Raw genomic sequence first — 15903 nt, 5'->3', positions numbered from 1 at the left:
TCATAGTGTGACAGATACCTTTGACATCACGGTCTTGGCTACCCACTCTAAGTTCGTTCCTGTATTCGATGTCGCATCAGGATGAAGAGCGTGCACTGCTGTACGATACGCCAATGCGCGCAAGAGTAGCTGGTCAAGATGGGGAACATGGGAAAAACGTCCAATGATCCCCTCGTCTACTGCCCCAACGCAGAGGGCGTCGATAATGCTTATTGCGGCCGTATAGCCATAAGGACGGGCTACCCCCATCACATCAGTCACGGTAGGCGCCTGCACCCCTGCATACAACGTGGTGGCAAACATATCAGCGTGAACAACCTGGTTGGGAGCGTCTATTTCGCGCAATAAAAGCTCTACTTTGGGCATGATATTGATTGCCGTTAAGTGGCGCGGTACTGAATCTTGTAAGTCGATCGCTGATGTCGGAGACGCATGCCACGCTATATGGTCTGCGATGGAAAAAACGTCGGTGTCATCCACATCTTTAAAGGAAGCGGGCACCTCCACTGTGCTCAACGCAAGGTCTAGGCGTAATGCGGCTGCCACGGTTTCGTCGACACGCCGGGTAAGTATCCCCGGTGCAAAGCTCGATGCGCGCCATCCGGCGTTAATAAACCTACCGTCAGTGGATTTGATCGGCCGAACGATACGCACGCCCTCTGGTTGTAGTTTTTCTCTAATTCGAGACGACCACGCAGCGCGCACGGGATGCGCCACCTGAGAAAAAACTACCGATCCGACTTTCCAACCGTAATCCCACGCTGCGCCCATGGCGCGAGCGGGTTCATCCGGCGCATGAAAAACGTTGCGGACGTGAGGAGGAAGAGCCGTGAAATCCATGAGTTGTAGCCTAATAGAATGCTCGGGCCAAAGAGGGCGTTAAATGAGTGAGTTATATCGTGATGGCTCTAACCAAAGGGATAAGGCCAAGGATTTGCGGCGCACACGGCACCGTCGTCCTTGTACGCTTCCGTAGCATCGATCTTGGATAACTCGGTATTGGACAAGCTTAATGTCTGTTGCATCATGATGGGCGCCAATTCGCCGTTTCCGCCACAAGGCTCATGCGAGGCATATCCGATTCCATGCCCCACTTCATGGTTGATCAGATATTGCCGATATGCTCCTAGATCACCTTGGAATGGGATTGCACCCCGGATCCAGCGCGACTCGTTAATCACTACCCGATTGCCATCGGAATAGAAACAGCTGGTCTCCATAGATATATTATGCCCGCACAGTCCATGTGTAGTGTCCACAGACGATAGCTGGATCCTGAGATCAGGATCGGCATCCGGGCTATTCGCTATATGCTCAAACGCAAACTTTTCATCATGAGCCCAGCTCTTGGGGTTAGTCAGCGTCGCGTCAATCACTGCAGCAAAGGCGTCATCGCCCCCAAAGACCTCAGATTTAATACCGTTTTCAATCTCAATAACGTAGGTGAACTTTTTTTCTTTTCCCTGACCAGCCTTTGCCCCCGGCGCACCTACAACCCGGTAGGTACCCTCACCTTTTTGCGTGAAGTCTGCTCCCGGCGGCAACTCAGTTGCAGCGATCTTGGGTTGTTCTTGATCCGCTGGATTAGGGCCTTTGAGAGGCGGCTGCCGTGTTTCCGATACCTGTTCGGTGGACTCGGAAACTGGTTTCTCGGTTGGTTTTTGGTCACTGGGGCGAGCCACAAAGACGTCGACAAGCACCCACACGGTGATCACGGCGAGTACGGGAATGGCATATGCTCTCCACCCGTAATCGCGAGCGAATCGGACAAAAAAGCTTTCCTCGTGTGGGGTCTTCAACGCTAGGCTCCAGAGAAGCCCACGGTACGGGTGTTTGAGTTTCCTACCTCTACATAGGAAATTTGAGAGTTACGCACCAGATACCGGTTTCCGTTCTCATCCGTAAGCGTCAAAAGACCGGAATCATTAGCTAATGCCTCCGATACTCGTGCCACAACCTCATCCTGGGTCTCGCGGCTAGAGACCACAAGCTCGCGTGGGGAATCAGAGAACCCGATTTTAATGTCCATCTTCGCTCCTAAAATATTGTTCTGGCGGTTTGCCGTTTTGAGTGAGGCCTTGTGCTTGGAACACGAACCCTCATTTTCCTTGCACTAGTAAATACCAAAATCTCAACGGTGCCTAAATAGCTCCCCTAGCATACCCGTTGTGCGCTGCTTCAAGTTTAATTCGGAGGCAATCGATACATCCTACTGTTTTAAGTCTCTTGCATAACGTTCTTCTCCTCACACTTCCTTCAGTATTAGGGCCTCCTTGGCTTCTTTCTTTACATTCCCATTAGTATCGGAGGGGTGTCAGTTTCTACTCATAAACCCACGTTCGCCGAATTAGGTGTCGCTGCTGAGATCGTCGACGCGCTTTCTGAACAAGGAATCACACATACGTTTGCGATTCAAGAGCTTACGCTGCCTATAGCTCTCGACGGCCGAGACATCATCGGCCGGGCTCGCACGGGGATGGGCAAAACACTCGGTTTTGGTGTTCCGCTTTTAGACAGAGTCTTTGACGCCGCAGACGTCGCCGAACTCGATGGAACCCCCCGCGCACTCGTCGTCGTGCCTACCAGGGAACTGGCACAACAGGTGGGCGAAGATTTGGAGCGCGCAGCCCGGCGAACACCAGTGAGAGTGACTACGGTGTACGGTGGGCGGCCTTATGAAGAACAAATCCAGGTTCTCACTGCTGGCGTTGACGTTGTTGTGGGAACCCCCGGCCGACTTATTGATCTACACCAGCAGGGCAATCTAACGCTCGATCACGTGGCCATTCTCGTGCTAGATGAGGCCGATGAGATGCTGGACTTAGGCTTTTTCCCTGATATTGAAAAGCTTCTGGGAGCGCTCAAGCACCAACACCAGACGCTCTTATTTTCTGCAACAATGCCGGGCCCGGTGCTCACCCTAGCCAGGACCTTTATGTCTCGCCCAATCCATATCCGGGCGGAGGAAGTCAACGCCTCTCACACCCATGCCAGCATCGAGCAGGTTGTTTTCCAGGCCCATAGGATGGACAAGACCGCGATTACCGCACGTGCGCTTCAGGCAAAAGAACGCGGAAAAACCATTATTTTCACACGCACCAAGCGCACTGCCGCAGAGCTTGCAGAAGATCTTGCCGGTAGAGGTTTCCGAGTGGCGGGGGTGCACGGCGATTTGGGTCAGGCGGCACGCGAATTATCGTTGGGCATGTTCCGCAATGGCCGGGTAGACATACTGGTTGCCACTGACGTTGCCGCACGTGGTCTTGACATTGATGACGTCACCCACGTGATCAATTACCAGACTCCCGATGCCCCCATGACGTATGTACACCGCATTGGCAGGACAGGCCGCGCTGGCCATACCGGAACCGCAATCACGCTTGTGGGGTATGACGAGCTAATTAAGTGGAAGCTCATTAGCGATGAATTGGGCCTAGATACTCCCGCCCCGCCGCAATGGTTCTCCACGTCCCCGGAGCTTTTCGACGCCCTCTCGATCCCCGAGACTGCCGGGGAGACAGTCGGCCAACCGCTTAAAGTTGCAGGAAGCAGCAGAAGCACCATAAAGAGCAGGCACACAGGTAACCAGCGTTCTACTGATGCCAAACCAACAACCCGAAGGCACCGTCGGCGATGACTAAAAGTTTACGCAAGACGCGGAAAGACCTGATCGCAGCCACGATTATCGCGGGAATCAGCATCACCGGGGTGAGCATTGTCTGGGCCACCGCTCCGGTTAACAATGTCACGTATTCCCCTGCTGCACAGCCCCTGGTCGTCTCAGAGACCCCACCAGTTCCCGTGCATTCGCTGACTCCGCAGTGGGAAACGCCCGCAGACCAATTGACCACAAAACCCATCATCGCGGCAGGCTTGGTCATGTCTTATGACGGGCACAGCGTAAACGCCATCGACCCCGCAACAGGCGCCCCTGTATGGTCTTATGCGCGCACGGAGAAGTTGTGTTCTTTAGGCCAAGCCTGGTCCAGCGTCGTTTTGACTTTTCACACCGGACGAGGCTGCGGTGACGTGGTGTCTCTGGATGCGGCTTCTGGCACATATAAAGCAACGAGAAGCGCCAGTGCCAGCGATGTTGTGGTACCTATTTCCTCCAATGACGCCGTTGGCACCGTATCTTCCGAACGCGTAGAACTATGGCGCTCCGACCTTGTGCGTACCGTGGAATACGGCGACGTCCCGATCAAACAAGAGGCGAATCAACAACCGCATGAGGATTGCGAAATTTCCTCAGCCCTTTCCCGGAAAACTCTTTTAGGAGTTACCGAAAAATGTGAAGAGGCCTGGTGGTTGCGGCTTCAAAAAACAGTTCCCGAGGATTCACGCGTCCCAGAAATTACCCGCGATATTCACATTTCTGGTGAAAACGCGCGCATTGTTGCTATAGGCCAAGAAGCCGCCGCCGTTTTCGTAGAGTCTCCACACCCTCGCATTGATTCTTTTAACGCAAACGGAGAACTCACTGCGTCTATCCAGGTTCCTCTGGCCGATGCTTCTGCGTGGGATCATGGTCCATCTGTGGCGGATCTCCCACATCACATTACTTGGTTTGATGGACACCGTCTTTACTTGTTTAACCCCTCGTCCCTGCATGTGGAACACATCATCGATAACGTTCTTGGCACAGGCGTGGCTATTAATAACAAGCTGTATGTACCCGTTTTCAACGGAATCGCAGTAATTAATTGGGAGACAGGAGTAGCCGAATCCGTCCTTGAGGTTGATCGAGGCACATACAACGGTTTAGTTTCTCTCGGACTTGCGGGCAATCATGTAGTGGAAAAACGCGGCGATCATCTCGTCGGATTAGCGTTGAGTTGATCACCGCTGCGTAAAAATACAGCTTTATACGGATAACTGCGCCCATGATCAGAAAATCTAATTTATCCTAAAAAATACTGATAGAAATTTTGTATACTGGTGAAATGAGACACAGACTGTTCAAAGCCGGGGCAGCAATCCTTGCGTTCATCGCCACCCTTCCCGCCGCCGTAACTCCAGCCTATGCACATGCGTCAACCCACAATGCAGTCATTTTTGGGGACTCCGTTGTAGCAAACCCGGAGCTTATCCGTTATGTTGCCACGTGGTTAAAAATCCCCACCACCACGCCTCCTACCGAGCGAGGAGAGTGCCCCACTTCTCCCCATAATTTTGGAGTTCTAGCCGCACAACGGCTCGGGCTTCGAGCAGATAATTACGCTTGTGCAGGAGCCGTAGGAGTTGGCGATAAATCGCTTCTTTCAGCTAGCCGACGCTCAGTATCTCTTCAGATCGACCAAGCCGCAGCCCAGCGAACCTTAAACCGGAACACTAAGCGAGTCTTCATATCATTAGGTTTTAATGACACCTATTCGCAGCTCGCACGCGGCCGCACCGACCATCAAATCCGTCATGACTTTGCCGCAAAAATGACGCGTGAGGTTGCAAGAATCCGCAAGTTAGCCCCCCATGCCCGAATTCAGTTCATCGGATACCCTCGAATCACCGAGAACAACTCCGTCTGCCTATTCCATGTGGGAAACAATCTTCATGATTACACTTTCGCCCCCGAGGTTGCCCATCTTGAAAGGCTCGCTCAAGAGATGGAGCAAGACGCAGCGGCAGCTTCCGGAGCCGAGTTTGTGAATCTAAAAGGCGCAACCAAAAACAACCACATGTGCGCCCCCGATAATCAGCGCATGTGGTCGGGCATTATCGACGGCACCGCAGGGCACACCAATCTTCCCTTCCATCTCAACGATCGCGGACACAAATACGTGGCCGACTTCCTGGCAAAGTAGTAACAAGTCTCACATAAGCATGAAGCTGGCAAGCAAAACTTGCCAGCTTCATGCTTATTTTTGTTTTTAATAATTACGGGCAGCCCAATCCACCGCACGCGGGCTAAAGAGCAGAGCCAAGGCCGCAATCGCAGTCAGAGCTGTTATCACGGAGAAAACAAACGCACCCCCACTAAACATGTAATAGGCAATCGGCAGCAATAAAATTTGGAGCATAATCACAGGACCCCGCCCCCAACGTTTACCCCGATTCATCATGATCGCCCCAGCTAGGACAGCGCCAAAAACGATAATAAAGAACACTGCGGTCCCGTATCCCACCCACGTATTTGCGCCGTCAGACTCATAGACAATCGACGCGTCGTTATATCCAGCAGCTTCCCTCACGATAAGAAGGACCGCATAAGCGATTCCGATAAGAGATTGAATCGCAGCGATCCAACCACCATAGAGAACTGGGCGCGGAGGGAATTGGATGTTCTTGTTCACGGCGATTGAGTGTAGCTCAACATCGTGACCAAAACATCAGTTTCTGCCCGCTCCTCACCTTGATGCCCAATATGAGGGATTAAACAATTTACGCATTTAGCAAATAAAGACTTTGCTAAATTAACAAACCACTACCGTCGCAAAGAAAACATTCCCATGCAAAGCATTGCACTTAGCCTTCATTCAGATTAAACTGATCATGACCCAATATCTGTCAAGCACCCCAATTTGACGCAGCCCATCCCTATACACTTTTAGAAAACCCACAAAAACAGCAGGTAGAATACACAGAAGAAGCTTCTACAGTTGCAAAAATCCGGAAATACGACACGTCCACAATCAACATTCCAGTGTGATACTAACCACATTTACCCCTTAAACCCTAGCCAAGCGTGAGCGGACATGTCATTATTTGCAGGTACCTCAGGCGAGCGATCAACGCATTCGCCAATACTTCGGGTTACCGCGAAGGAACTACACGTCCCCGCTAAGACTTGAGCAGCCGCACCCCCTGGCTTGCATAAAAGACGTGTCCCTATTTTTACCGCCAGTTTATGGTGGTTTTCTTTGCGCGCCCCGTTGTTCTTACACTTGTAGCACGTTAGGAGATCACCATGGATTGGCGCCACGAAGCCATTTGTCGCGACGAAGACCCCGAGCTCTTCTTCCCCGTGGGCAATTCTGGCCCAGCGCTAGCTCAGGTAGCCGCAGCTAAGGTTGTGTGCAACCGTTGTCCCGTCACATCACAGTGCCTCGCATGGGCACTGGAAACCGGCCAAGACGCAGGTGTTTGGGGCGGTATGAGCGAAGACGAGCGTCGTGCACTCAAACGTAGGAAAAACCGCGGACGCGGGCGTGCTCGTATCTCTCTTTAATCCATCGATTTCCCGAGACCTACGGCCACCCACTAAAGTGGTCTTTTGTTATTCACAATTAGCTAGCCAAGGAGCACCACATGAGTAAGCGTGGACGTAAGCGCAAGGATCGCCGTAAGAACAAAGCAAACCACGGTAAACGACCCAACTCTTAAAGTAAGCGGTCTATTACTAGTCGAGGGTGCTCACCTTTAAGGTGAGCACCCTCTGTGCTTGGTCGTTTGACCACAAAAATAAACTAAAATTCGCGTTGAGTGATAATAGTAGTCCGCTCAATCTGAATAGAATAAGAAATCTTTTCCCGCAAACTCGCAGGAGCCGGCCCGCAACAGCACTTCTTTAGCAAACGTCTCAGGCTTTCCTCCGCCGCGATCATTTCCGCGCATTCCGGGCATTGAGCGATATGTGCGTTGAGTCGCGCACATTCAACCTCAGTAAGTTCCCGATCTAAAAGCGCATACATGTGTACATGCAGGTCCTCACAGTTACAGCCGCAATCGAGCGAGCCCTTTTCCGACATTATGCCTTCGCCTTTCCAACTTTATGATTCCCAGCGGCTATATCCATGGTTTCAGAACTGTGAGAAGCCGCCGAGGCTTCATTCTCAGACGACGCGGTTTCGCTCACGCCAATTCCGTGGTCATGTGCCACGTCTTTCAACGCTTCTCTGAGTTGTTTTCTTCCCCGGTGTAATCGGCTCATCACTGTGCCCAGGGGAGTCTCCATAATGTCGGCGATCTCTTTATACGCGAGGCCTTCCACATCCGCGTAATAGACCACCATCCGATAGTCCTCACTTAATTCATTCATTGCTTGAGCAATGCGCTGGTTGGGAAGGTTTTTCAGTGCCTCCACCTCAGCGGATTCCAATCCCGTGGAGTCATGCGAAGCAGTAGCTAAGAGTTGATAATCAGTCACGTCTTCCGCAGAAGATTGCACCGGCTGACGTTTCTTTTTACGGTAGGAATTGATATAAGTGTTTGTCATGATTCGGTAGAGCCATGCCTTGAGGTTGGTTCCCTCTTTAAAAGAAGCAAACGCCTGAAAGGCCTTGATGTAGGTCTCTTGCACCAAATCTTCGGCATCTGCGGGATTCCGTGTCATCCGCAGAGCGCCGCCATAGAGCTGATCGAGGAGCGGAAGGGCCTCGGCTTCAAAGCGCTTCCCTAGCTCAGTTGTTTTCGTTGCCACTGATCTCCTTAGAATTGGACACTATCAAGTCTAGTAGGAGGTACCCCGTGAGTAAGAAGAAGCATTCGGCAGCAACACCCGCGCTGGCGGTGCTGGCTTCATCCGACGTGGACTATAAGGTCTCTAGTTTTGAAGGTGGAACCGAGCATTTTGGCGATCATGCTGCAGCGGCACTAGGAGTGGAACCCGAACGCATCTTTAAAACCCTAGTTGTTGATCTCACTGCTGGGAAAGGACCCAAGCGCCAACTAGCGGTGGCATGCGTGCCTGTCACCTCCCAATTAAGTTTAAAAAAGGTCGCCGCGGCTCTTGGCGCATCCAAAGCGACGATGGCCGATCCTCACGACGCCTCAAAATCCTCCGGGTACATCCCCGGCGGTATCTCGCCCCTCGGACAAAAAACTGTGCTGCCCACCGTTATTGATGAAACCGCGATTCTTTTTGACACGATCTTTGTTTCCGCGGGACGACGCGGCTTAGACGTAGAACTCAGCGCGGAATCGCTTGCGTCACTCGTCGATGGGAAGCTTGTCGACGTTCAAGCCGATTAGCTCCGGGTAATCGTTTCGAATGTTCCCCACCGCCTTATCCGCGGGGGTAAGGGAAAAAGCGCTGGCGTCGCCCGGAATCAACAGGCTGGCTGCTTGATCTGGACTTCCCTGTAGCCACATCGTGAACTCATCTTCCGATAGAAAGCGTGGCATGCGATGATGCACTCGGTCTAACGGCGGACGCGAATCCGTAGTAATCATCGTGGCCGATAACTGTTGCGCCCCGGAGTCCCAAAGACCAGCTACCCAGACTACCGATCCGGTTGTGATCCAATAAGGCTGTTTATTATGCCACTCGTAATAGCCGTCCAAAGGTATGAGGCAGCGTCGAGAAGCAAAGGCGGCACGAAAACTCGGTTTTTCTGTCACGGTTTCTGCGCGTGCATTAAAAAGGGGCGGCCCGGAATCATCCTGTTTCCAGCTGGGTAAAAGCCCCCATCTTGCCGGCTCTATCACGGCCTCATGAGGCGTGCTACCGGCCCTTAAGACCGCAATCTTTTGGGTCGGTGCAATGTTATATCTGGGCGCTGGCAACCCCATGGGAGCATGTACCGCAGCAAAGCCGGGCACCTGCAAAAGCTGCTCATCGGTGGTACACAATACGAATCGACCGCACATATACCTCATTATGGCCTTATGATGGTGGAATGTGTGTTTTGTGGGATGCTCCGACTGTTACGGCTCCGGTATCGGCAGTAGTAACAGTCCCAGGTTCTAAGTCGATGACCAACCGTGCCCTCGTACTGTCGGCCCTCGCGGATTCCCCCTCGCACATAAAAGGCGCATTACACAGCAGAGATACCGATTTAATGACCCGTGCGCTACAGGCTTTGGGCACGGATGTGCGCTCCCACGACTCTTCCTCACTGGTTGTTAACCCAGTCCCCCTTCATGGTGGCACAGTCGACTGCGGGCTCGCCGGGACAGTCATGCGCTTTGTTCCCCCCGTGGCTGCACTTGCTCAGGGAACCACAGAGTTTGATGGTGACCCCCAGGCACGCACACGCCCCATGAACCAGATATTGGATGCACTGCGCGGAATCGGTGTCCAGGTTCATGGAGATGCGCTACCTTTTAGCATCTCTTCCTCTGAGACTCCTCATGGTGGTTCCATCGATATAGACGCCTCTAGTTCTTCCCAGTTTGTCTCAGGGCTCCTTCTTGCAGCGCCTTGTTACCGTGATGGTCTCACTGTCCGACACATCGGAGGAAAGCTTCCGAGCATCCCGCACATTGAGATGACCGTGGACATGCTCAGAAGCGCAGGCGTGCAGGTAGACGACTCCTCGGAAAATCAATGGACAGTTCATCCAGGGGGTATTTCTGGCCGTACTTGGGAGATCGAGCCAGATCTTTCCAACGCCACTCCGTTCCTCGCCGCGGCAGCGGTCACGGGTGGTACCGTCACCATCCCCGGGTGGCCTCAGCGCACTACACAGGCTGGGGACTCGATTCGCTCAATTCTTAGCAGCATGGGCTGTGACGTCTCTTTTATCACCTATAACGGATCAAACGCACTCCAGGTCACGGGCCCCTCTGACGGACTTAACGGGATCTGCCTGGATATGTCAGACATCGGCGAACTCACCCCCACGGTTGCGGCTCTCGCTGCACTAGCTGCAACCCCTTCTGAGCTCAGCGGCATCGCACACCTTCGGGGGCATGAAACCGACCGGCTTAAAGCGCTATCGGATGAAATCAACCGTATCGGCGGGCATTGTGAGGAGCTTGCCGACGGCCTCCGCATCACTCCCCGCCCCCTCCGAGCGGGAACTTGGCACTCCTATGCGGATCACCGCATGGCCACAGCAGGGGCCATCGTCGGACTCGTGGTGCCAGGAATACGCGTAGAAAACATCGCGACAACGGCAAAGACGCTGCCAGATTTTGAAAACATATGGTCTGCGATGGTGAGCGACTAATGGCACGAAGATCTTCAGCACATCGCTGGGATGAGTCCGACGTACGAGTCAGACCAAGTAAAGGTTCCCGTCCCCGTACCAAGGATCGCCCGAGACACGATGATGCTCTTTTCGGGATGGTAGTAACAAAAGACCGTGGCAGATGGGGCGTGGTGTTGGATTCTGCAGATCCAGCGGCAGACCCCATTGTCTGTATGCGTGCTCGGGAAATGGGACGCACTGCTGTGGAGGTTGGTGATCGCGTAGGCGTAGTAGGCGATACCTCTGGTCGTCCAGGATCACTCGCGCGGATTGTTAAGTTGGAAGAACGCACAAGTGTACTACGACGGACAGCAGACGATACAGATCCTTATGAGAGAATCGTCGTGGCTAATGCGCACCGCTTGCTCATAGTCTGTGCTGTCGCCGATCCCCCACCTCGTGCAGGTTTTGTCGAGCGGGCGCTCGTGGCTGCTTTTGTGGGCAATCTTCAGCCGATTCTCTGTTTGACCAAGTCTGATCTTGCAGACCCTACCCAATTTGCAGAAGAGTTCAGTTCCTTAAACGTTCCGGTAGTTGTCTGCGGCATTGATGACCCGATCGCTCCAGTTCAAGAGCTTGTTACAAATTCTGTTACTGCGACCATCGGACATTCTGGTGTAGGCAAATCTACACTGGTAAACAGGCTTGTTCCCGATGCCTTCCGTGAAACAGGGACCGTGTCCGGAGTGGGCAAGGGCCGTCACACCTCAACCCAAGCAGTAGCTTTACGTCTCCCCGGCGGTGGCTGGATCGTGGACACACCGGGGATTCGATCCTTCGGCCTCGCGCATGTCGACGCAGATGCAGTCGTCGGCGTTTTTGAGGATCTTTCTGCCGCCACGGAAAACTGCCCGCGCGGATGCACTCATGCCGGCCCCCCGGCGGACCCTGAGTGCGCGCTAGATCAGTTTGACGCAGATTCCCCCACGGGTCGCCGAGTGATCGCGGTGCGCAAATTATTGGCCTCGCTGCGCACCAATACCGAATGGGATTAGAAGTTTCTTTTTACTTTCTTGTGGAACGGCCGGAGTAGGCCCGTATAACATCACGGATACCGGGGCGAACCTGTTTGAGCAGCCGCAAGCCGGTCTTCAACCCCACGCGCTTGCCTGAGCTATCCACGCCTAGCTGTCTCTCAATACTAGGGTTTTCCGTAAAGGCCCTGTTGGACCTCACTTCCGGGGCGTTATCGGGGCTAGCCACCAGATACTTGTTAGGCAGGGCCAGCTTGAGCAACGTCTTTTGTACCTTAAACAATTGCACGGGGAAAGAGTCAATGTTGTAAGGAAGATCGTATTCTGCGCAAAGCGCACGAACTTTCTTCCCAACTTCCGCAAGCCGATTCGATGGCATATCAGGGAAAAGGTGGTGTTCAATCTGGTAGTTCAGGTTGCCCGACATAAGGGTCAAGAGCTTTCCACCATGGAAATTAGCAGACCCTAACATCTGCCGTAAGTACCACTGATTGCGGTCTTCATTTTTGAATTGCTCTTTAGTAAACGTTTCAGTCTCATCAGGAAAATGACCACAGAAAATAACGGCGTAGGCCCACACTGACCTGGTGAAATTGGCCAATGCATTTGCAGCCACGGCGCGTGGGTAATTGCGGCCTGCCAGTGCAGGGTAAAGGATGTAGTCTCGCGATACTTGCCGGACGGCTTTAGAGGTGGTCTCCCAAAATTTTTCTTTGGTGCCTTCCCACGTAGTCCGTTGGGAAAAGAATTTTCCAAGCTCAACATCGTAATATCCCACAGCCCACTGGAACATCGTGGCAAGCACGGGGTTAATCACCGGCTGAAATGCGTGCAGCGGTGTCCATTTTCTGTCGCGAGTAACTCGAAGGACCCCGTATCCCACGTCATGGTCCATCCCCAATACGTTGGTATATGTATGGTGCACGTAATTGTGAGAATGCATCCACTGCGAAGATGGGCATACAATGTCCCATTCCCAGGTCGTAGAGTGTATCTCTGGATCATTCATCCAGTCCCACTGACCATGCAAAACATTGTGTCCGATTTCCAAGTTCTCCAAAATCTTTGCGATGCTCAGAAAAGCCGTACCTGCCCACCAACACTTCTTATTGCCGGCAAAGATAAGGCTTATGCGCCCGGCGACTTCCAGGGCACGCTGGGCCCGGATAAGCCTTCTAATGTAGGCCACATCGCGCTCTCCTAAGGACTCAGTTACTTCTAGCTTGATTGCGTCGAGACGCTTTCCAATTTCCGCTATGTCTTCATCGCTGAGGTGCGAGTACGCCTGAATATTATCAATCGCCATTGTTCAAAGTCTCCTTTTATACGCCTATGGTGAGATCGCCAGCTGCCACGCATACGCATGTTCGTACGCGGCTTCCTGGCTCGTGAGTTTCCCCTGTGACTAAATTCTGAGCATGTCCCTCAAGCAATGGCCTAACGCAGGTATGGCACACTCCCATGCGGCAGCCGAAGGGAAGATTAACCCCCGATTTTTCGCCAGCTTCCAAAAGGGTTGTCGCACCATCTGCCTGAATATTCCCCCGGTCCCCAAACGTAATCATCCCGCCCTGCGCGTCGCTGGCGCGGTCGATGGTAAACCTCTCTGAGGTGATGGTTATGCCGCGTTCTTCCGCCCACGCGTGGGCTTGATCAAGCATGCGAGAGGGCCCACAAGCAAAAATCGCTCGTGATGTAATGTCCGGTACTACCTGCTCATAATCCTGCGGGGTGAGGCGTCCCTCGCGGGCCGTAATGCGGCGGATTACCTCAAGCTGTGGATTTTCTTGCTCCAGCCGCGTGAGTTCCTGATCAAAAAGAAGCTGAGTGGAATCATGAACGCAATAGACTAAGACCGCATGGCAACGCTCTAGCTGTTTGCGCTCAGCCATGGTGCGCAGCATAGAAATAATCGGGGTAATTCCGGTCCCGGCTGCTAAGAACGCAAGCTTGCTAGGAACCGGTTCACTCAGATGGAAGTCTCCGGCTGGAGCAAGCAGACGAATCGTGGTGCCGGGGCGGACAGACCCCACCAGGTGATTAGAAAGCTTTCCTTTTTCCACCGCTCGAACGGTGATTTTCAATGTGCGCGCATGAGGGTCCGGAGCATTGGTCAAAGAGTAGCTACGCCACACAAAGCGCCCATCAATTTCTACCCCGATCCCAATGTATTGCCCTGCGTGAAAATCTGTTTCCACTCCCCACCCCGGAACGATGGAGAGATGAACAACATCCCGATCACGGTGTACTTCCTGGATTTGCCCACGTAGTTCTCTAGTACTCCATAGGGGGTTGACCAGGACAGAGTAATCATCTGGCAAAAGCGGTGTGGTGAATCTTTTGAGCACTCCCCGAAGAGACGCTAAGCGGTCACGTGCCATGGATAAACCTCGTATTGTTTCCCTAATAAAAGTTACTTTGCAGTAGCTTACGCATCCGTAGGTTTATTGTCCACTAGACAAAGCGGCACAAAAGAAAACCGTTGCGCACAGCCCCTTTAGGGACCGACACAACGGTTTAAAACTAAAAACCCGCTATATCCTTCGATACAATGCGGTTTTCTCAGAAGTTAGAGCAACTCAACCAGCGCACCCAACTCGCTGGGGTCATACCACGCAAGGAAATTATCCAGTGCGTCCCCCACAATCAACTCAGCATCCTCTACGCCTAAATCTGCCTCATCAATAGCCTCGATGGCCTTAGCAGTAGCATCTTCAGACGACTGAACGTCTACGTGAATCGCGGCAACCGAATCCAAAGACACAGAAGACGGAGACAGTTTGACCACAGACTCCCCTAGTTCCGGCTCTAGAGAGACGCTTTCATCCGCGATATCCGCAGAAATCACGACCCTACGGTACGGGAATTTTTCTTCATCTCCGACCGCAAGCAGCCTAATGGAAGCCAAAGCGGCATCCTCAAATGCCGAATGCGCTATCTCGTCTTCATCGCCCGACGTATAAAATTCCCGAAGCGCAGGAGTCACCGCAAATCCATAGCCCGAGCGCGCAGAGATTTCCCCTTGCTCACTCAACTCTTTGAGCAGGGAAAAAGTTGCAGGGACATAGACGCGCATCAGAAGTCACCGCTTAGACCAAACAGCCCCGAAAGCTCAACGACGGTGCGATCAAATTGCTGATAGAAAACTCCAACAAGACCGCATTCTACTGCTGCACGAACGTTAAGGATCGAGTCATCAACCATCACGCAGTCGCGCATGGGCAAGCCAATTGCATCAGCAGCGGCTTGGAAAGCAGCCTCTTCGGGTTTCTCCGCTCCGATCTCACCACTGAGGATGACCGCATCGACGATTCCTTGCGTCTGAAGCACACGAATAGGGTCCGCGCCGGGGCCGCCGGGGTCATTTGACAGCACCGCAGTACCAATCCCATTAGCCCGCGCAGCGGACAAGAGATTGCGCCAGCGTCGCTGGTCTTCTACCGGCCCATCAAGGACACCTACATAATCGACGATTAAGCCGCGCACAGCTTGCCTACACCTCACGTAATTATTTCTGGAAAAAAGAATTGACCTTGGTTATTGTTTCACATTAGTCAGAGGAAACGCACGCCCACGCGTATTTTTTGGCTGCAAAACACACAGAGCCTGCCTTGGAATCGTGTTCTCTTAAGGAAAATCTACATGCTTGTTCCGATTCCTGGACTCAGTTATCTCAAAACATTCACAGCCGATGCAACACCACAATCCAGCAGTTCTTCTTATGCGCCCACAGATTTTAAGCGCCTACAATTGCCAGATTACGTGTACAAAGAATCCAAATCACTGGTTTTTATGGCATTGAATGCGGCTTTTGGTATCCGTTCCATCACCCCGCTGTGCCACGAGCAATTCGGCGATCAAGTACACCGGCTCATTGCCGCCCGACGTCGTTCAATGCCAGCTGTACGCGGGCGCATCGTCATGGAAGCGCTACACCTGCGCCCACGCGGACAGCTTATCGACGCCCTCGGCTCCGCCAACATCAACAACAAGCACATCGGCTACCTCGCCCAGTTTTTGCCTCTCGACGAAACAACCCGCAGACTGCGAATGCGAAGCCTGCGGGTTATCTAGAGCGG

General features: G+C 52.9%; 20 protein-coding genes. 9 read left to right on the top strand and 11 right to left on the bottom strand.

Features of this window, described 5'->3' with window-relative positions; all coding sequences use genetic code 11:
• From CpATCC19410_RS02745 to CpATCC19410_RS02735, 3 genes are all read right to left on the bottom strand, one after another.
• On the bottom strand, window positions 1–840 hold the full coding sequence (locus CpATCC19410_RS02745; protein ID WP_014366630.1) for a TIGR02569 family protein: 840 nt from the start codon (window positions 838–840) through the stop codon (window positions 1–3).
• A gap of 68 nt (window positions 841–908) precedes the next feature.
• Window positions 909–1799: a DUF3152 domain-containing protein gene (locus CpATCC19410_RS02740; protein WP_013241397.1), complete on the bottom strand. Its 891-nt coding sequence runs from the start codon at window positions 1797–1799 to the stop codon at window positions 909–911.
• Between the two features lie 2 nt (window positions 1800–1801).
• Entirely contained in the window at window positions 1802–2029 is a 228-nt protein-coding gene (locus CpATCC19410_RS02735) for a DUF3107 domain-containing protein (protein ID WP_013241396.1), read from the bottom strand.
• Between the two features lie 282 nt (window positions 2030–2311).
• Here CpATCC19410_RS02735 and CpATCC19410_RS02730 point away from each other — a divergent pair, with 282 nt between their 5' ends.
• The 3 genes from CpATCC19410_RS02730 (at window position 2312) to CpATCC19410_RS02720 (ending at window position 5801) form a co-directional block, all read left to right on the top strand.
• On the top strand, window positions 2312–3637 hold the full coding sequence (locus tag CpATCC19410_RS02730; RefSeq protein WP_014522690.1) for a DEAD/DEAH box helicase: 1326 nt from the start codon (window positions 2312–2314) through the stop codon (window positions 3635–3637).
• A complete protein-coding gene (locus CpATCC19410_RS02725; protein WP_013241394.1) occupies window positions 3634–4839 on the top strand; it encodes an Rv3212 family protein in 1206 nt (401 codons plus the stop codon). The genes CpATCC19410_RS02730 and CpATCC19410_RS02725 overlap by 4 nt, the downstream gene beginning before the upstream one ends.
• Window positions 4840–4943: 104 nt before the next feature.
• Window positions 4944–5801: a GDSL-type esterase/lipase family protein gene (locus tag CpATCC19410_RS02720; RefSeq protein WP_013241393.1), complete on the top strand. Its 858-nt coding sequence runs from the start codon at window positions 4944–4946 to the stop codon at window positions 5799–5801.
• Window positions 5802–5867: 66 nt separating this feature from the next.
• On the opposite strand, the gene CpATCC19410_RS02715 is transcribed toward CpATCC19410_RS02720, so the two are convergent.
• Window positions 5868–6290 (bottom strand): hypothetical protein, encoded by a 423-nt coding sequence (locus CpATCC19410_RS02715; protein ID WP_013241392.1) that lies wholly within the window; start codon window positions 6288–6290, stop codon window positions 5868–5870.
• A 614-nt stretch (window positions 6291–6904) separates the two neighbouring features.
• Here CpATCC19410_RS02715 and CpATCC19410_RS02710 point away from each other — a divergent pair.
• Both CpATCC19410_RS02710 and CpATCC19410_RS11105 read left to right on the top strand, forming a co-directional pair.
• Window positions 6905–7165 (top strand): WhiB family transcriptional regulator, encoded by a 261-nt coding sequence (locus CpATCC19410_RS02710; RefSeq protein ID WP_013241391.1) that lies wholly within the window; start codon window positions 6905–6907, stop codon window positions 7163–7165.
• A gap of 80 nt (window positions 7166–7245) precedes the next feature.
• Window positions 7246–7320, top strand: coding sequence for a 50S ribosomal protein bL37 (locus CpATCC19410_RS11105; protein ID WP_014300525.1), 75 nt, complete (start codon window positions 7246–7248; stop codon window positions 7318–7320).
• An 83-nt stretch (window positions 7321–7403) separates the two neighbouring features.
• On the opposite strand, the gene rsrA is transcribed toward CpATCC19410_RS11105, so the two are convergent.
• A complete protein-coding gene (rsrA, locus tag CpATCC19410_RS02705; RefSeq protein WP_013241390.1) occupies window positions 7404–7685 on the bottom strand; it encodes a mycothiol system anti-sigma-R factor in 282 nt (93 codons plus the stop codon).
• Window positions 7685–8356 (bottom strand): sigma-70 family RNA polymerase sigma factor, encoded by a 672-nt coding sequence (locus tag CpATCC19410_RS02700; protein ID WP_013241389.1) that lies wholly within the window; start codon window positions 8354–8356, stop codon window positions 7685–7687. The genes rsrA and CpATCC19410_RS02700 overlap by 1 nt, the downstream gene beginning before the upstream one ends.
• Window positions 8357–8403: 47 nt before the next feature.
• Between CpATCC19410_RS02700 and ybaK the strand changes: the two genes are divergently transcribed.
• Window positions 8404–8907, top strand: coding sequence for a Cys-tRNA(Pro) deacylase (gene ybaK, locus CpATCC19410_RS02695; RefSeq protein ID WP_014300523.1), 504 nt, complete (start codon window positions 8404–8406; stop codon window positions 8905–8907).
• Here ybaK and CpATCC19410_RS02690 read toward each other — a convergent pair.
• Window positions 8866–9534, bottom strand: a complete 669-nt coding sequence (locus CpATCC19410_RS02690) for an SOS response-associated peptidase (RefSeq protein WP_014401035.1) — start codon at window positions 9532–9534, stop codon at window positions 8866–8868. The two genes, ybaK and CpATCC19410_RS02690, sit on opposite strands and share 42 nt — an antisense overlap.
• 20 nt (window positions 9535–9554) lie before the next feature.
• Between CpATCC19410_RS02690 and aroA the strand changes: the two genes are divergently transcribed.
• On the top strand, window positions 9555–10829 hold the full coding sequence (gene aroA, locus CpATCC19410_RS02685) for a 3-phosphoshikimate 1-carboxyvinyltransferase (RefSeq protein ID WP_014300522.1): 1275 nt from the start codon (window positions 9555–9557) through the stop codon (window positions 10827–10829).
• Window positions 10829–11845 (top strand): ribosome small subunit-dependent GTPase A, encoded by a 1017-nt coding sequence (gene rsgA, locus CpATCC19410_RS02680; protein WP_013241385.1) that lies wholly within the window; start codon window positions 10829–10831, stop codon window positions 11843–11845. The genes aroA and rsgA overlap by 1 nt, the downstream gene beginning before the upstream one ends.
• A gap of 10 nt (window positions 11846–11855) precedes the next feature.
• On the opposite strand, the gene CpATCC19410_RS02675 is transcribed toward rsgA, so the two are convergent.
• From CpATCC19410_RS02675 to CpATCC19410_RS02660, 4 genes are all read right to left on the bottom strand, one after another.
• Entirely contained in the window at window positions 11856–13130 is a 1275-nt protein-coding gene (locus tag CpATCC19410_RS02675; RefSeq protein WP_013241384.1) for a fatty acid desaturase family protein, read from the bottom strand.
• A 16-nt stretch (window positions 13131–13146) separates the two neighbouring features.
• On the bottom strand, window positions 13147–14205 hold the full coding sequence (locus CpATCC19410_RS02670; RefSeq protein ID WP_013241383.1) for a ferredoxin reductase: 1059 nt from the start codon (window positions 14203–14205) through the stop codon (window positions 13147–13149).
• A 188-nt stretch (window positions 14206–14393) separates the two neighbouring features.
• Complete coding sequence (locus CpATCC19410_RS02665; protein WP_013241382.1) at window positions 14394–14900, bottom strand: DUF6912 family protein; 507 nt, start codon at window positions 14898–14900, stop codon at window positions 14394–14396.
• Window positions 14900–15310, bottom strand: a complete 411-nt coding sequence (locus CpATCC19410_RS02660) for an HAD-IA family hydrolase (RefSeq protein WP_013241381.1) — start codon at window positions 15308–15310, stop codon at window positions 14900–14902. The genes CpATCC19410_RS02665 and CpATCC19410_RS02660 overlap by 1 nt, the downstream gene beginning before the upstream one ends.
• A 156-nt stretch (window positions 15311–15466) precedes the next feature.
• Here CpATCC19410_RS02660 and CpATCC19410_RS02655 point away from each other — a divergent pair, with 156 nt between their 5' ends.
• Window positions 15467–15898, top strand: coding sequence for a hypothetical protein (locus tag CpATCC19410_RS02655; RefSeq protein WP_014300520.1), 432 nt, complete (start codon window positions 15467–15469; stop codon window positions 15896–15898).
• The last annotated feature ends 5 nt before the right edge of the window (window positions 15899–15903 follow it).

Source organism: Corynebacterium pseudotuberculosis, assembly GCF_002155265.1.
Taxonomy (GTDB): domain Bacteria; phylum Actinomycetota; class Actinomycetes; order Mycobacteriales; family Mycobacteriaceae; genus Corynebacterium; species Corynebacterium pseudotuberculosis.
This window is presented reverse-complemented; position numbering and strand designations above follow the sequence as displayed.

Excerpts from the sequence above, each read along its gene's own strand:
- CpATCC19410_RS02690 (WP_014401035.1), bottom strand. The coding sequence starts at position 9,534 with ATGAGGTATATGTGCGGTCGATTCGTATTGTGTACCACCGATGAGCAG.
- aroA (WP_014300522.1), top strand. The coding sequence starts at position 9,555 with ATGTGTGTTTTGTGGGATGCTCCGACTGTTACGGCTCCGGTATCGGCA.
- CpATCC19410_RS02720 (WP_013241393.1), top strand. The coding sequence starts at position 4,944 with ATGAGACACAGACTGTTCAAAGCCGGGGCAGCAATCCTTGCGTTCATC.
- rsrA (WP_013241390.1), bottom strand. The coding sequence starts at position 7,685 with ATGTCGGAAAAGGGCTCGCTCGATTGCGGCTGTAACTGTGAGGACCTG.
- rsgA (WP_013241385.1), top strand. The coding sequence starts at position 10,829 with ATGGCACGAAGATCTTCAGCACATCGCTGGGATGAGTCCGACGTACGA.
- CpATCC19410_RS02675 (WP_013241384.1), bottom strand. The coding sequence starts at position 13,130 with ATGGCGATTGATAATATTCAGGCGTACTCGCACCTCAGCGATGAAGAC.
- CpATCC19410_RS02655 (WP_014300520.1), top strand. The coding sequence starts at position 15,467 with ATGCTTGTTCCGATTCCTGGACTCAGTTATCTCAAAACATTCACAGCC.
- CpATCC19410_RS02665 (WP_013241382.1), bottom strand. The coding sequence starts at position 14,900 with ATGCGCGTCTATGTCCCTGCAACTTTTTCCCTGCTCAAAGAGTTGAGT.
- CpATCC19410_RS02745 (WP_014366630.1), bottom strand. The coding sequence starts at position 840 with ATGGATTTCACGGCTCTTCCTCCTCACGTCCGCAACGTTTTTCATGCG.
- CpATCC19410_RS02710 (WP_013241391.1), top strand. The coding sequence starts at position 6,905 with ATGGATTGGCGCCACGAAGCCATTTGTCGCGACGAAGACCCCGAGCTC.
- CpATCC19410_RS02725 (WP_013241394.1), top strand. The coding sequence starts at position 3,634 with ATGACTAAAAGTTTACGCAAGACGCGGAAAGACCTGATCGCAGCCACG.
- CpATCC19410_RS02670 (WP_013241383.1), bottom strand. The coding sequence starts at position 14,205 with ATGGCACGTGACCGCTTAGCGTCTCTTCGGGGAGTGCTCAAAAGATTC.
- CpATCC19410_RS02735 (WP_013241396.1), bottom strand. The coding sequence starts at position 2,029 with ATGGACATTAAAATCGGGTTCTCTGATTCCCCACGCGAGCTTGTGGTC.